The sequence below is a fragment of the Pseudomonas putida genome (assembly GCF_002025705.1).
Classification (GTDB): Bacteria; Pseudomonadota; Gammaproteobacteria; order Pseudomonadales; family Pseudomonadaceae; genus Aquipseudomonas; species Aquipseudomonas putida_J.
In genome coordinates, this window is the sequence record NZ_CP018846.1 from 610370 (window position 1) to 624605 (window position 14236).

General features: G+C 63.4%; 11 protein-coding genes. 1 reads left to right on the plus strand and 10 read right to left on the minus strand.

The features are described 5' to 3' along the window. The first annotated feature begins 126 nt into the window (after positions 1 to 126). Positions 127 to 912 carry a hypothetical protein gene (locus BUQ73_RS02870; protein WP_079226595.1) on the plus strand — a complete coding sequence of 262 codons (786 nt, stop codon included), beginning with the start codon at positions 127 to 129 and terminating at the stop codon, positions 910 to 912. A 65-nt stretch (positions 913 to 977) separates the two neighbouring features. On the opposite strand, the gene BUQ73_RS02875 is transcribed toward BUQ73_RS02870, so the two are convergent. The 10 genes from BUQ73_RS02875 to BUQ73_RS02920 form a co-directional block, all read right to left on the minus strand. Then, the gene (locus BUQ73_RS02875; protein ID WP_079226596.1) at positions 978 to 2432 is read right to left on the minus strand and encodes a mannose-1-phosphate guanylyltransferase/mannose-6-phosphate isomerase; all 1455 of its coding nucleotides are present in this window, start codon (positions 2430 to 2432) and stop codon (positions 978 to 980) included. Positions 2433 to 2467: 35 nt separating this feature from the next. Then, positions 2468 to 3115: an alginate O-acetyltransferase AlgF gene (locus BUQ73_RS02880; RefSeq protein WP_079226597.1), complete on the minus strand. Its 648-nt coding sequence runs from the start codon at positions 3113 to 3115 to the stop codon at positions 2468 to 2470. Between the two features lie 20 nt (positions 3116 to 3135). Beyond that, positions 3136 to 4293: an alginate O-acetyltransferase gene (locus BUQ73_RS02885; RefSeq protein WP_079226598.1), complete on the minus strand. Its 1158-nt coding sequence runs from the start codon at positions 4291 to 4293 to the stop codon at positions 3136 to 3138. A 10-nt stretch (positions 4294 to 4303) separates the two neighbouring features. Continuing rightward, positions 4304 to 5761, minus strand: coding sequence for an MBOAT family O-acyltransferase (locus tag BUQ73_RS02890; RefSeq protein WP_079226599.1), 1458 nt, complete (start codon positions 5759 to 5761; stop codon positions 4304 to 4306). 215 nt (positions 5762 to 5976) lie between these two features. Then, the gene (locus BUQ73_RS02895; protein ID WP_079226600.1) at positions 5977 to 7080 is read right to left on the minus strand and encodes a mannuronate-specific alginate lyase; all 1104 of its coding nucleotides are present in this window, start codon (positions 7078 to 7080) and stop codon (positions 5977 to 5979) included. Between the two features lie 7 nt (positions 7081 to 7087). Further along, the gene (locus BUQ73_RS02900) at positions 7088 to 8530 is read right to left on the minus strand and encodes an alginate O-acetyltransferase (RefSeq protein ID WP_079226601.1); all 1443 of its coding nucleotides are present in this window, start codon (positions 8528 to 8530) and stop codon (positions 7088 to 7090) included. A 13-nt stretch (positions 8531 to 8543) separates the two neighbouring features. Beyond that, the gene (gene algG, locus BUQ73_RS02905) at positions 8544 to 10103 is read right to left on the minus strand and encodes a mannuronan 5-epimerase AlgG (protein ID WP_079226602.1); all 1560 of its coding nucleotides are present in this window, start codon (positions 10101 to 10103) and stop codon (positions 8544 to 8546) included. A gap of 21 nt (positions 10104 to 10124) precedes the next feature. Continuing rightward, positions 10125 to 11603 (minus strand): alginate export family protein, encoded by a 1479-nt coding sequence (locus tag BUQ73_RS02910; RefSeq protein WP_079226603.1) that lies wholly within the window; start codon positions 11601 to 11603, stop codon positions 10125 to 10127. Continuing rightward, positions 11600 to 13027: an alginate biosynthesis TPR repeat lipoprotein AlgK gene (algK, locus tag BUQ73_RS02915; protein WP_079226604.1), complete on the minus strand. Its 1428-nt coding sequence runs from the start codon at positions 13025 to 13027 to the stop codon at positions 11600 to 11602. Before algK ends, BUQ73_RS02910 begins: the two co-directional genes overlap by 4 nt. A gap of 12 nt (positions 13028 to 13039) precedes the next feature. Then, positions 13040 to 14206, minus strand: coding sequence for an alginate biosynthesis protein Alg44 (locus tag BUQ73_RS02920; RefSeq protein ID WP_079226605.1), 1167 nt, complete (start codon positions 14204 to 14206; stop codon positions 13040 to 13042). Positions 14207 to 14236 lie beyond the last annotated feature (30 nt).

A 14236-nucleotide genomic window follows, 5' to 3' on the forward strand; every position in this document is an offset into this window, starting at 1 on the left:
GCTACCTGACTGGTAATTTTGCTAGTATCGGAATTCCTGCTCCAGTCATAGCCTGACATGCAGCGGTCAACTGCTGACTCATGGCGCAGTTTGACAACGCTTCAATCAGCGCAGGAGAAGTGAAAAATGATGTTGAAGCACACGAATACCGCACAACAAGCCTTTACCGGAAACATGCAGGCGAAGTTGACGTCGGGCGCAGAATTCAATGCCAGTTCCATTGGTTATCAACCCGAGTTTGGCATCATCGCGATCGATGACAAGGCGTTGAACGACGAACCTTTTATCTATATCGGTTTTCCTGATGCAATTGGTGTTGGCAGCCACCCGATCAAGCCTCAAGGCCAGGGCAGTGTATGGGCGTTTCTTGGCGTCCAGGGCAAAGGGCAGGCAAACACCGGGACGCTGGTAATCAAAGAGAAACCAGCACCCGGCGTTATCTCGGCGGAGTTCACGTTCGAGGGGGTGGGAGAAGATGGGCAAGCGTTCGAGGTAACTCAAGGTACTTTCATCATCCGCCCTCACGCCAAGCCACAGGGCATCGTTCCGGCATTCGCCGCATCGGCCAAGATCAGCCCAGTGCTTTCGGGTAACGCCGGTTTTGACGCTGATACGATCTCTGCGCGAACCAACGATGCAGGGCGGCACAGTATTCTGGTTACCCAGCAAAGTGGCCTGGCGGGAGGGCTGTCAGGGCTAGGCACCTACTTCTATATCAATAGTAATGGGGAAGGGAACGTATTCGCGGTCGTCAATCAAGGCCTTTATGCCTCCAGGGACAAGACCATCACCAACTTTGAATTTGAAGAAAATGTCCGACTGTCCTTCGACTTCAGTTACTCGTTCACGTGTAACGGGACTGATTACAAGGTGAGTGGCGGTCATCTCGAAATCGACTGGCGTCCCAAGTAATACGGGTTGCAATGAAAAGCCCCGCACCTGAGAAGGTAGCGGGGCTTTTGCCTGAAGCAGTTTCTTTACTGCGCGATGGTCTTCACCGAAACGCCGCGCTCGATCGGCGTCGACGTACGCCCGTAGACATCCTCGAAGCGCTCGATGTCGTCTTCGCCCAGGTAGCTGCCGGACTGCACCTCGATGATCTCCAGCGGGATCTTGCCCGGGTTGCGCAGGCGGTGGATTGAGGCGATCGGGATGTAGGTCGACTGGTTCTCGGTGAGCAGGAACACGTTCTCGTCACAGGTCACCTCGGCGGTGCCGGACACCACGATCCAGTGCTCGGCACGGTGGTGGTGCATCTGCAGCGACAGGCTGGCACCCGGCTTGACGGTGATGTGCTTGACCTGGAAGCGGCCGCCCATGTCCACCGAGTCGTACGAGCCCCACGGGCGATACACTTCCAGGTGGTTCTGGGTTTCGCTGCGGCCCTGCTCGTCGAGGGTCTTGACCATCTGCTTGACGCCCTGGACCTTGTCCTTGTGGGCGATCATCATCGCGTCCTTGGTCTCGACCACGACAATGTTCTCCAGGCCGATCACCGACACCAGCTTGCCGTTGCCGTGGATCATGCAGTTGCGGCTGTCCTGCACCACCACGTCGCCTTTGGTGACGTTGCCGTTATCGTCCTTCTCGTGCACGTCCCACAACGACGACCAGCAGCCCACGTCGCTCCAGCCGGCCGACATCGGCACCACGCAGGCGCGCTGGGTCTTTTCCATCACGGCGTAGTCGATGGAGTTGTCCGGGCAGCATTCGAAGGTGGCTTCATCGATGCTCAGCACATCGCCGTCTTCAGCACTGCGCTCCAGCGCCAGCACGCAGGTGTCGTAGATGTCCGCGTCGTGTTTCTTCAGCTCTTCGAGGAAGCGGCTGGCGCGGAACAGGAACATGCCGCTGTTCCAGAAGTAGCCACCGGCGGCGACGAATTCGGCGGCGCGCTTCTCGTCGGGCTTCTCGACGAACTGGGCGACCCGCGCCACACCTTCAGGCAGCAGCGCGTCCTGGCTGGAGCGGATATAGCCATAGCCGGTTTCCGGCTTGGTCGCCGGCACGCCGAACAGCACCATCTCACCGCGCTCGGCGGCCACGGTGGCCAGGGCCAGGGCGCGTTGCAGGGCCTTCTGGTCATCGATCACGTGGTCGGCAGGCAGCACCAGCATGAGCTCGTCACGGCCTTCGTTGACCAGCTTCATGGCCGCCATGGCCACCGCTGGCGCGGTATTGCGGCCGAACGGCTCCATCAGGATGCCCTGGGTTTCCAGCTTCAGGGCAGCGAGCTGCTCCTGGACGATGAACTTGTGGTCCTTGTTGCAGACCACGATCGGGGTGTCCATGCCGTCGAAGCGCAGGCGCTCGATGGTTTGCTGGAACAGGGTGTGTTCACCGGTCAATGCCAGGAACTGCTTGGGGAACTGCTTGCGCGACAGAGGCCACAGACGGGAACCGCTACCACCAGAAAGAATTACCGGGATCATCTTGTTTCTCCAATAGTCGTTATGAGGCAGGGGGATCAGTTGCTAGTCACGGGGCGAGTTACCCACACCGGCGACAAGTTGCTGCCGGAACCCGTTACGTACAGCACGGCAGCTTCGCCACGCTCCAGGGCGACCGGTTTCAGGTCGCTGACTTTCTTGTTGCCTTCGAACAAGGCCAGGTTGACCTTGACCGGATTGATTTCACGCTCGCCGCGGCCCTTGGTGGCCACCGATGGCACCACTTCGGTCTTGCCGTCGGCGGTCTTCAGGGTCACCGCCTGGTCGCTGAGGTTCTGCACCCGCACCAGGGCTTTCTGCTTGTTCTTGAACGGTGGTTCTTCGATCAGCTGCGGGGTGCCGCCGGCGTTGTTGACCAGGGTGTAGTACTTGTCTGCAGCCAGCTTGACCGGCACGCTCTTGCCGCCGACCTGAGCGGTGTAGTCGCCGCCCGGCAGGAAGCTGAAGTCGCTGCTGGCCTGGGCGCCAACCTGCTTGATCTGGGTGTTGCCGACGCTGGCTGCAGCCGGGGCGCTGGCGGCGTTGTACAGGCGCACGAAGGTCGAGCCTTTCGGCGCGCTCGGGCCATACAACGCGGCGTCGGCGCCGGCGAATGCCTGCATCGAAGCAAGGGAAAGGCCGGCCGCGAGGGTGAGGGCTTTGGCAATGGAAGTCTTGGTAGTCATGTGCGTTTCCTCTCTTTCTATCAGTGGTTCGTCCGGGTGGACGACAAGGCCAGGTTTTCTTCGGATTTATGGGAGTTCTTCAGCTGCGCGATCCACTGCGGATCGAAGCTGCTGAGGTCGTTGGTCATTGGCAGATAACGTTCGGGGAATTCCCACACCACCACTTGTGGTGCGGCGTTCTTGAAGGCATCGCTTTGCAGGTACTTGAGCATCGGCAACAGCGGGCCGTGGCCGTCTTCGGCGTAGTTGGCGACGTCACTGTGCAGCGCCTGCTGCAGCGCACCGAGGAAGTTCCAGTGCGGGTTGGCGCTGTAGCTGGTGCCCACCAGCGCGACCGGGATCTGGTTGTCGGCGAACAGGGCGTCGCCGCCATCGCCTTGCGCCTCGGCCGGCCGGGTCGTGCGTTGCTGCAGGTTGTCCGGGGTCGGCAGCAGGTTGCTGAACAGAGGGTCCAGCGGCAGGAAGTTGGTCAGGTCGCCCTTGTAGGGGGCGGTGTTGCCAGCTTCGGTGATGAAAGTCTGCGGCTCGCCGTTGAGCATGCTTTGGCGGCTGACCGCTTCGCCCAGCGCCTGCGCTACCACTTCGGCGCCCATGGGCGTCCAGTGGGTGTCGGTACGCAGGAACACCTGGCCACGGGCCTTGGCCTGTTCCAGGGCGGCCATCAGGTCGGGGGCGAACACATTGGCCTGGCGCGCCTGGGCATGGAACTGGTTGTACAGATCGTCATGCAGGCTGGCCGGTTGCTCCTTGCCGATGTACTCGGAATACACCCGCGCCTTGGCCGGGATGATCGCCAGCACCAGCTGGCTGCCATGCTGCTGCAGGGTGTCGCGCACGCCACGGATAAGCGCCAGGTTGTCCTGCATCAGTTGCTCGGCACCGGCGGTGGGCTTGAACTCTTCGTCGCTGAACAGCCACTGGTCGCGGCCCAGCACCACGCCCGGGCGGCCTTCGTTGAAAAGCTTGAAGTCCAGCGCGGCCCAGAGGTTGGTGCCCAGGCGCTTGATCGGGAACTGGTCGTCGTAGTGGGTCTCGGCGGCCTTGGCCAGCTTGCCGTTGAGCAAGGTCATCTGCTCGGTACGGTGGAAGCTGTCGAAGCCACCGGTGGACCAGGCGCCCATGCCCACCAGCAGGCCGAGGAACGACAAGGAATAGGTAATGCGTAATGTCCGGTTCATGTCATCCGCCTCAGAACTGGAAGTACAGGAACGGCGAGTAGCTCTGCGCCGAAAGCTTGAGGATCGAGGCCGCGAACAGCAGCAGGATCAGGGCGCGGCTCATCACCCGGGTCCAGTCCAGGCCAATCGAGCCATCGGCGTTGACCTGCACCGGGGTAGCGTTCGCCGTTGGCCTGGCGTTGCGGTAGAAGTCGCGCAGGCCGAAGAACGCCAGGGTGATGTAGGCGATCACCAGGGTCGCCACCTGCAGGCCGGTGAGCTGGGCGCGGTTGAGTTCCGACAGCTGCCACTCGCCGAAGCTGAACATGGCGCCGTACATGCGCGCGGCGACGTGCAGGTTCTCGGCACGGAAGATCACCCAACCGACCACCACCAGCAGGAAGGTGAAGGCCCACTTGACCGGGTTGAAGCGCTGCGGGTTGGTGTCGATGCCCAGCGCCCGCTCGATTGCCAGCCACATGCCGTGCCAGGCGCCCCAGATGATGTAGGTGAAGTTGGCACCGTGCCACAGGCCGCCCAGCAGCATGGTCAGGAACAGGTTGCGGTAGGTGTTGAAGGTGCCTTTGCGGTTGCCGCCCAGGGTGATGTACAGGTAGTCGCGCAGCCAGGTCGACAGGCTGATGTGCCAGCGCCGCCAGAACTCGGTGATCGACTGGCTGATGTACGGCTGCTTGAAGTTCTCCATGAAGCGGAAGCCCATCATCAGGCCCAGGCCGATGGCCATGTCGCTGTAGCCGCTGAAGTCGAAGTACAGCTGTGCGGTGTAGGCCAGGGCGCCCAGCCAGGCATCACCTGTGGTCGGGTTCTGCAGGGCGAAGCAGTGGTCGGCTACCACCGCCAGGGTGTCGGCGATGAACACCTTCTTGATGAAGCCCTGCATGAAGCGGGTGCAGCCTTCGGAGAACTTGTCCAGGGTGTGGGTGCGGTTGTTGAACTGGTCGACCAGGTCCTTGAAGCGCAGCACGGGGCCTGCGATCAGGTGCGGGAAGATCGCCACGAACGCCGCGAAGTCGATCAGGTTGCGGGTGGCCGGGGTGTCGCCGCGGTACACGTCGATGATGTAGCTGATCGACTCGAAGATGTAGAACGAGATACCGATCGGCAGCAGCACGTGGGTGAGGATGAACGGCTCCAGGCCGAACGAGGTGATGATCGCGTTGAGGCTCTCGACACCGAAGTTGGCGTACTTGAAGTAGCCGAGGATCGCCAGGTCCACACCGACGCCGAGCAGCAACCAGCGCTGGGCCGGTTTGGTGCGCACGCCGGCGGCGCCGACTTTCAGGCCGATCCAGTAGTTCCACAGGGTCACGCCGGCGAACAGGGCGAGGAAGTCGACCCGCCACCAGGCGTAGAAGATGTAGCTGGCGACCAGCAGCAGCAGGTTGCGATAGCGTTGCCCGCTCAAGTAGTACAGGCCGAGGAAGATCGGCAAGAACAGGAACAGGAACACGTTGGACGAGAAGACCATCCCGGTTCTCCTTGTTGTTCACAGCATCCGGGGCAAAGCGCCCCCCAAACCCCCCAGCAAAAAACTGGAGGGAACCGTTGTCACTTCATTCCTGTTGGCAAGGGCTTCGCCCTCGTTTCGCGACACAAGGCCGCTCCCACAGGTACCGCGTTTCCCTTGTGGGAGCGGCCTTGTGTCGCGATGGGCCGCACAGCGGCCCCTGATCCAGGCGACACCTATTTCTTGCTTTCAGCGTTCGGGTCGTAAACCCGGGTCACATCGCCACCCAGCCTGAAGCTGTTGAACGGCTGCATGTGCTGCTTACGCTGCAGGGTGTCGCCGACGCAGTGATAGAGCGCACACCACGGTTCGAGCCAGGAGTACTTGCTGTCGACCTTGAGGTCTTTCATGTCCTGCTTCTCGCCGGTTCGGGACTTGAACTGACTCGGGTCGCGGGCACCAGCCAGCACGCCTTCACCCAGGCGCTGCAGGGCAAAGTTGTTCTCGCTGCGCAGGTCGACGTTGTTGGCCTGGGCGAAGCTGGCAATCATCGCCAGCGGTGGCAGGGCGTAGTTGTGGTAGGCCAGGGCACGCTGGCGGCGCTTGAGTTCGTTGGGCAGGAAACCCTGGTCGTCGACCTGGTTGGCGCCGACTTTGTATTCCTTCACGGCCCAGTCGAAAAGGTCGCGGCGGTCGGTGGCCACGGCAGTGGCCATTACCGACCAGGCCGCCCAGTAGCTGTGGTTGTTGATCTTCTCCAGCGGCAGGTCGCTCCAGTCGCGCACGGTCTGCTCGGCGAGGCGGGCAAACCACTTCTCGATCAGTTCGGCCTCGGCCTGGTGCGCGGCCAGCGGCTGCGAGTTGGAGAACTTCAGGCGCAGCCACGACCCGCTCATGCTGCCCAGCGCCCATTTGCGCATGGACTTGCCGGTGTGGTTGTAGTCGGTGGACAACAGCGCATCGGCGCGTGCCCAGGTACCGAGCCAGGTCAGGGTGCAGTCGAGTTGCGCCGGGCGGCCGTCACGCATGTACTGGCCGACCATCTTGCTCACGCCCTTCTCGAGTGTGGTGATGTCTTCGGTGGACTTGCGGAAGGCCTTTTCCGAGGCGACGTTGAGCGTCGCCCGGGCCTTGTCTGAACCTTCGTACTTGCTGCGGAACTGCAGTGCACCGGTGTAGGGCTTGGGTGCCGGCGCGCAGCGGAAGTTGCCGTCGCTGGTCTTGAGCTTCTCGATGCCCTCGTAGTAACCCTGCGGGGGCACCAGCGCGGCCTGCGCGGCGCCGCCGCACAGGGCGAGGGCGAGCAGGGCAGGGCTGGACAGTCGCTTGAGCTTGTTCATGATCGCCTCACTGGCCGGCCTGCGCAGTCTGCGCGGGCACGGCGAAGTTATTGCGTTTGCAGAGCTTGGCCTCGACTTTCTGGGTGCCGCTTTCCGGCCCCTGAACCTCGAAGGCCAACAGGTTCTGGCTGGCCCAGTCCTCGTCTTCGCGCATCTGGAAGACGAAACGGCCATCGGTGTCAGAGGTTTCAGGTTTCTCCAGTTTGATGTCCTCGTGGCGGCCATTGAGGTACCACAGGGTGGCCTGCAGTACCTTCACCGAAGGGTCCTCGAACTTGATGTCCATCTGCAGGTTGCGGTTGACCAGGTCCTTGATCACACCGCCCTTGCCGTTGACCATCAGTTCGTTCTTGCCAGGCTTGAGCGTGGTGCTGGCGCTCATCAGTGCCGGGCGCGCGTCGCAGCCGTCGTCGAGCAGGCCGAGGATCTGCCGCCAGATGGTTTCCTGGTCCAGGCGGTACAGCGGCGAGAATTCCCACACCAGAATCTTCGGCGGGTTCTTCTGAAACTCTTCGCTGCCCAGGTACTGGATCATCGAGCCCTCCAGGCCGCCACCGGGGAAGGCGACGTTGAGCACGTCGGCGCCGATGTACTGCTCGAGGAAGCCGGAGAAGTTGTAGTTCTTGCCACTGTGGCTAGTGCCGACCAGGGTGATCTGGGCGTTGCCGCTGTCACCGAACAGATCGTCGCCACCGCCGTCCGAGCCCTTCGGCTCGGTGGCGAACTGGTCCATGTACTGCACTGCGTAGCTGGTGCCGCAGAGCTGGCCGGCAACGTTGTGCAAGGTGCCGGTCTTGCCCATGCGCCCGGACTTGTGGGTTTCGAATTCCTTGCGCGGGATGCCTTCGAAGGCCGGCATCTGGTGCACGGTGTCGGCCACGATTTTCGCTGCACGCTCGGCGCCGTACGGCGTCCAGTGCTGGTCACCACGGAAGTAGAAATCCTTGCCCTGGTCGGCGGCGGCCAGTTGCTCGTTGGTCAGCGGCGACAGGTCGGGCACGTTGTAGCCCATGCTGGCGAAGCGCTTGAGCATGGCCTGGTAGTTGCCCAGTGCCTTCTGGTAGTCGAAGGCAGCTTTTTCTTCGGGCTTGAGCATGTTGCGGTTCACCAGGCCGCGGGTCGGCTGGTAGACCACGACCAGCTCCACACCGCGCTTCTTGAACGCGTCATGCACCTGCTGCAGGCGTTTGTAGCCGGCCGGCGTGGTGTTGAATTCGGTGCGCAGGTCTTCGCGGGTACGGAACAGCCAGTCGCCCTGGGCCTGCACCAGCGTGGTGAAGTTCTGCTGGTAACGCGTGGTGTAGCGGCTGGCGTCATGCGCCTCGGGGCACAGCTGGCAGCAAGGCTCGGCGGTGAAGGTTGGGGCCTTCACCTCGTCGGCGCGCACGCCCTGGCTGATGGCCAGGAGGGCGGCGGACAGGCCCAGCAGTTTCATCAGGTGTGGAGTCATGGTCTGGGCTTCCTTAATCGATCATTTCGGTCTGGCGTTCGACCGGGTCGATCAGCACGGCCTTCTGCTGGCGCACCAGCAGGTCGAGGATTTCGTCCTGGCGCTCGCCGAGCACACCGTTGAGGCTGATGCCGCTGGCTTTGCGCGGGGCGAGCATGGACACCTTGTACAGCTCGACCGACAGCGGCGAGTCGATCGACAGCGGGCCAGAGCCGTTGGCCGCCAGCTCGCCGCCGACCACGATCAGCGACACCTTGGTATCGAACGGGTCGAGGGCGATGTCACGGTCGGTGTCGGACAGGTCCTTGATGTGCCCGTACACACCCACCAGGCCGTTGGCCATGGCGATGTTCTCGTACAGGCGGATATTCACGCTGTTGCGCACACGGATGCCGTGGCGGCGGTTGTTGATCAGCTTGTTGCCCCAGATCAGGTTGTCGCCGCTTTCGTACAGGGTGATGCCGTCGGTGTGGTTGCGGTAGATCTCGTTGTAGGCCACCAGGTTGTTGACGCTGTTACGGTCGATCACAACGCCCGAGAGCTTGTTGTCGTAGCTCTTGTTGTTGATGATCCAGCTGTCGTTGACCTCGCGGGACACGATGATGCCGTGCTTCTTCTTGGTGCCGTACACGGTGTTGCCGGCGATGATCAGGCGGTGTGAACGGTCGTGCGGGTCGATGCCGTAGACGATGTTGTCGTGGTAGGTGTTGTCCTTCACCACGAAGTCCTGGGTCTCGTAGCAGTAGAAGCCGTACCACATGTCGCTGAACGTCGAGCCGATGATCCAGCCGGTCGGCTCCGGGCGGCCCATGCGCTGGGACATGTTCGGCGTGTATTGCGAAATGCTCACGCCGTACGACTTGGACTTGGCATAGCCGAAGCTGGCCATTTTCGTGTTGACGATGTAGGTCTCGGTACCGCCCCACGACAGCAGGAACGGGCGGAATTCCTTAGGCGAGCGGAAGGTCGCCGGGCCGTTGTCCTTCTCGCGCCAGCCGGTCACCTGGGTGTCGGTGACGAACAGCTTGCCGTCGTTGACCAGGAACGAGCCGCCTTCCTGGGACAGGCGCAGCTGCTTGACCTTGCCGTCGATCTCGAGAATGCCCTTCTGCCCGATCACGATCGGCAGGCGCGCCAGGTACACGCCTGGTTCGACTTCGCTGAGGTACTGCTTGGGCACCTTCTTGCTCAGCTCGACCAGGTCGACATGGCCGTCATCGATGAAGATTGCCTGGGGGATGCCGTGCTGGCGCTGCACCCACTCGGCGGCCTTGTTGTCGCCGCCGACGAATTCCTTGAGGGTGTCCTCCTGGAACATGCGGCGCACGCTGACCTTGCCCTTGTGGCGGCGGTCGATTTTCTTCTGCACCGCTTCGGCGGTGTAGCCGGTCAGGTCGGGCAGCTTCGGCGGGTCCATCTGCAGCGGTTCGATAGGTGCGCTGGCCACGGTGTAGGTCTTGGCCTGCTGCAGCTCCTTGGCGATCACCTGGGGCTCTGCGGCGGCGGCCATACCGCTGGCCAGCAGCAAAGCGCTGGCCAGGAGGCTGTGACGGATGTGCGGGTGAAGGTTCATTGCTAAGGTCCTCTCCCGGCCTCAGAAGCGCCAGATCACGTCGACGAAGGCACGGTGCATGTACGAGTCCGCTTCCTTGCCGTAGGCATCGCCCGGCTTGAACACACCGGCGCGCAGGCGCACCAGGGCGGAAGGCTCGTCGATCGCCTGGCTCATCGAGGCCGGCAGCAGGCCTTGCTTGAAGTACTTGGTGACGACCACGTCCATTTCCTGGCCGAGGTCTTTTTCGCCATCGACCAGCGGGCGGTTCACGCCGTCGTCGTTGACCACTGCGTTGATGCCGCTGGAACCGATGTTCTGGTTGCCGTCGACGCGCCAGAACTTGTGGTAGATGAGGCTGGCGTCGTAGTCATCGCGCAGCTGCCACGAGGCGAACAGGGTGGCCGCCTGCAGGTTGCCCAGCTCGCCACGGAAGGCTTCGCCGAAGCGGTGCACGCGCGAACGGGTGCCGGTGAAGTTGGAGCGGTTGCTCTCAAGGCCGGTCTGCTCGAAGTTGTTCGAACCGTCGTCGCCACCGCCGCCGCTGCCACGGGCATAGGCGGCACCGACTTGCCATTGCGGGTCCAGGCGCAGGCGGATGCCGAGGTCGGTGGCCCAGGCGTTGACGTTACCGCTCTGCTTGCCGGTCGCCACGGTGTCGTTGCCGACGGTCTGGCTGCTCAGGGTATCGCGGTCACCGGTCAGCCAGGTGACGCTGCCCCAGTAGTTGACAGTGTGGTCGTTGCGCCAGTTATAGGCGTCGCTGTTGGCTTCAAGGCCCAGCCAGGTGAGGTCGCCGGTGCGGGTCTTGTCCAGAGCGTCGACGGTCTCGCCCGGGTTCTTCAGGCTGCCGCTGTCATGGGTGTGGTGGGCGCGCAGGCCAACCCAGTGGCCAGGGGTCCACTGCGTGGCGACGTTACCGTAGATGTGCGTGCGGTCCTTGTCTTCCGGGGCCAGTTCGGTGAGGTCGGTGCGGTACTCGCTGAAGCGCTGGGCCACGCCCAGGTCGGCCTTGAGCAGGGTGGTGTCGAAGGTCCAGTTCAGCGCTTCGATGTTGGTGTCGCGCCACATGCCGTCGTCGCTGCGCAGGCGCTGGCGGCCCAGGCGCAGCTGCTCGCCCGGGTAGGCGGTGAGGCCGCTGTAGCCGACCCAGAACTCGCGCATGGCCAGGTAGCTCTTGTCCTGCTTGCGGCCGTCGGCGGCGGTGTCGGTGCTGGTGCCGTCGTCGTTCTGGCGCAGGGTGTCGGTTTCGATGGTGTCGGTGGCGGTGACCGCCTGGCCCATGGCATAGGCGCTCCAGTTGCCGCGCTCGCCGTACACCCAGGGGCGCAGGTCGAGGCCCAGACCGTTGACGTCGCCGCCTGGGCGGGTACCGAGGTCACGGTCGTCTTCCGACTGGCCGGTGATTTTCACATCCAGGCCGAAGTTCTTTTCAGCGGTCATATCCGCCAGGGTCGGGCAGGACCACAGCAGGGCGAAGCTCAGGCCGATGCCGGCTTTCACGAATGGATTGAGCGTCATAGCGAGTCCTCACCTTCTACTTCTTTTTCGTCGTCTTGCAGGGCTTCGAGGGCCAGGGTGCTGTTGGCGCCCTGAACCATGCTGCCGCGGGCCTGTTTCTCCTGCGCCAGCAGGCTCTGCGCCTGGCTGCGCTGGTCAGGCGTGAGTTGCTGGTCGAGCTGTTGCAGCAGTTCGCTGGACTGAGGCGTCGGGTTGGCCTGGGCGAGCTGGGCGAACACCCAGGCGTTGCCAGGTTGCGGGCGAATGCCGTGGCCTTCGCTGAAGAGTTGGGCGAGGGCGTAGTCGGCGCTGTTCTGGCCGCCGCGGGCCGCGGTCAGCAGGTGGTCGACGGCCTTCTGCGGTGCGACGTTGCCCAGGTAACCACGGCGGTACAGCTGGCCAAGGTAGTAATGGGCGCTGACTTCGCCAGCCTCGGCGGCAGCCTGCAGGTGTTGCTCGGCCTTCACCGCATCGGCGGGCAAGGTCTTGCCTTCGTAGTACAGGCGGCCCAGCAGCAGCTCGGCGCGTGGCTGTTCGGCTTCGCGGCCCTTGTCGATGTAGGCCATCAGCTGGTCGGTGTCGCCCAGCTCGGGGAAGTCGTACAGCAGCTGGGCCAGGCTGACCCAGGACGCCGGGTTGGCCGGGGCGACCTGCTCGAGCAGGTCCTTGGCAGTTTTCTCGTCGGTCTGGCCGAGGCTGCGGTCAGCCAGCACGCGGGCGACACTGTCAACTCGGGTGGCCGGCACCGCGCCACGGGCATAGGCGGACTTGAGCTGGCCGAGCAAGGCGGCCTGTTGATCGGCCTGGCCGCGCTTCTGGTACACGGTGGCCAGCTCGACGTAGCAGATGTCGGTGGTGTTCAGCGCCGCCTTGCAGATTTTCTCGACCTCACCCAGGTGCTGGTCGTAGGTGCCCTGGGTGCGGTACAGCAGCACCTGGGCCAGGCCCGCTTCCGGGTTGCCGGCGGCGCGCCACTGGTCGATCTGCTGCTGGGCGTTGACCTTGGGGAAGCTCTGCGGGTAGGTCAGGTAGAGCATCGCCAGTGGAATCAGGGTATTGCTCTCACCTTGCTTGGCGGCGAGCTTTAGCAGGCTTTCGGCTTCTTCGCGCTCGGCCTGGGTGCTGTCGGGCTTGGCCACCAGCAGGCGGCCGAGGCGCGCCTGGGCACGCGGCGAAGTGGCGGCGGCCGCGCGGTAGGTGGCTTCGGCTTCCTTGATTTTCGCCGGGTCGCGAGTGGATACCTTGATGTCGGCCAGGCCTACCTGGGCATCGCTGTAGCCGAGGTCGGCCAGTGCCTTGTAATTGCGCTCGGCCAGCGCGGTGTCGCCACGCTTGAGGGCTTCGTTGGCCAGGCGCTGGTCGGGCAGGCCCGCACAGCCGGCCAGGGCGACCGCCGCAGCCAGGGCACAAAGGCCCAGGCTTGCGCTTTTCTTGTGGGGAATCATCACGGTGTCCTCTTACAGGCCACGAGCAACGGCTTTGTCGATCAGCCAGTTCAGCGAAGGGCCACGGTCGCTGTTGACCGAGGCAGGGCGCCCGGCCAGTTCAGCCGGCATGGCACTGTCGGGCTTGATCTGCACGCGGATGTCGGAGGCCAGGTCATCGCTGTTGAGGCTGGCGCTGCTGACGATCTGGCCAGTGCGCACTTCGTCTTCGCCGGCCACCTGGAAGTTGACCCGGGTGCCTGGCTTGACCTCGTCGAACTGGCGGTAGCTGAAGCGTGCCTCGACCATCGGCGTCGTGGTGCGCGGCACCAGCTGGAAGATCGGCTGGCCCTTGGCGGCGTATTGGCCGTCGTCCACCAGCTGGCGGGCGACCACGCAATCGCAAGGGCTGGTGAGGGTGCCGGAGAGCTGCTTGCCGAACAGCTCCTCGATTTTCGCCGGCTCCAACTGCGAGTCGTCCAGGTTGCCCTTGAGCATGTCCAGCATGCTGGTGGTGAAGCTTGCCAGCGGCGCGCCCTTGACGATCTGCCCACCGGTTTCGGCCAGGCTGTTCACGGTGCCGTCGCGCGGCATGGTGACGGTGGTGGTCGGCACGGCGACCACGCCGGCTTCGGCATGGCTGACGAAGTACATGCCGTACAGCGACTTGGCGACAAAGCCGAAGGCGGCCACGCCGACCACGAACACGCCGAGGGTCACGGTCACCGCCTTGAGCCGGCCGAAGGCAGACAGGCCGGAGCCACTGTCCTTCTGCTTGCGGGCCTTGGTGAAGTTGTCGCGCTGCAGGGTGCTGAGCACATCGCCCACGGTGATCAGCTCACCCGACAGGTGGGTAGTGATGATGTGGCGCAGGGTGGCAATGTCGCGCGGCTCGAGGTTCTGGAACTGCGCGCCGGTACGGCCGCTGCCGCTGTTGTAGGCGCGTACCTGGAACTCGATGTCCATCGACAGGCCGAGGTTGTCGACCGTGAACTGCAGGCGACCACGCAGCACTTCACCGACCGACAGTGGCTGTTTGGTATGGAAGCTCAGGCCACCGGCGGAGAGGTCGTCGACCTTCACATCGTGGGCCTGGCGCTCTTTGTCGAGGAAGCGCAGCTTGGCGGGAATGCGCACCCGGGCGTGTTGGCGCTGGGCTTCGGACTCATGCACGACGTTGACGTTCACGGCGGTATTCATCTGGTTTTGTTCCTGTTAGTTCCGATCCGG

What these genes read in the sequence shown, in the direction of transcription:
- BUQ73_RS02870 (WP_079226595.1), top strand. Translation starts at nt 127, where the DNA reads ATGATGTTGAAGCACACGAATACCGCACAACAAGCCTTTACCGGAAAC.
- BUQ73_RS02875 (WP_079226596.1), bottom strand. Translation starts at nt 2,432, where the DNA reads ATGATCCCGGTAATTCTTTCTGGTGGTAGCGGTTCCCGTCTGTGGCCT.
- BUQ73_RS02880 (WP_079226597.1), bottom strand. Translation starts at nt 3,115, where the DNA reads ATGACTACCAAGACTTCCATTGCCAAAGCCCTCACCCTCGCGGCCGGC.
- BUQ73_RS02885 (WP_079226598.1), bottom strand. Translation starts at nt 4,293, where the DNA reads ATGAACCGGACATTACGCATTACCTATTCCTTGTCGTTCCTCGGCCTG.
- BUQ73_RS02890 (WP_079226599.1), bottom strand. Translation starts at nt 5,761, where the DNA reads ATGGTCTTCTCGTCCAACGTGTTCCTGTTCCTGTTCTTGCCGATCTTC.
- BUQ73_RS02895 (WP_079226600.1), bottom strand. Translation starts at nt 7,080, where the DNA reads ATGAACAAGCTCAAGCGACTGTCCAGCCCTGCCCTGCTCGCCCTCGCC.
- BUQ73_RS02900 (WP_079226601.1), bottom strand. Translation starts at nt 8,530, where the DNA reads ATGACTCCACACCTGATGAAACTGCTGGGCCTGTCCGCCGCCCTCCTG.
- algG (WP_079226602.1), bottom strand. Translation starts at nt 10,103, where the DNA reads ATGAACCTTCACCCGCACATCCGTCACAGCCTCCTGGCCAGCGCTTTG.
- BUQ73_RS02910 (WP_079226603.1), bottom strand. Translation starts at nt 11,603, where the DNA reads ATGACGCTCAATCCATTCGTGAAAGCCGGCATCGGCCTGAGCTTCGCC.
- algK (WP_079226604.1), bottom strand. Translation starts at nt 13,027, where the DNA reads ATGATTCCCCACAAGAAAAGCGCAAGCCTGGGCCTTTGTGCCCTGGCT.
- BUQ73_RS02920 (WP_079226605.1), bottom strand. Translation starts at nt 14,206, where the DNA reads ATGAATACCGCCGTGAACGTCAACGTCGTGCATGAGTCCGAAGCCCAG.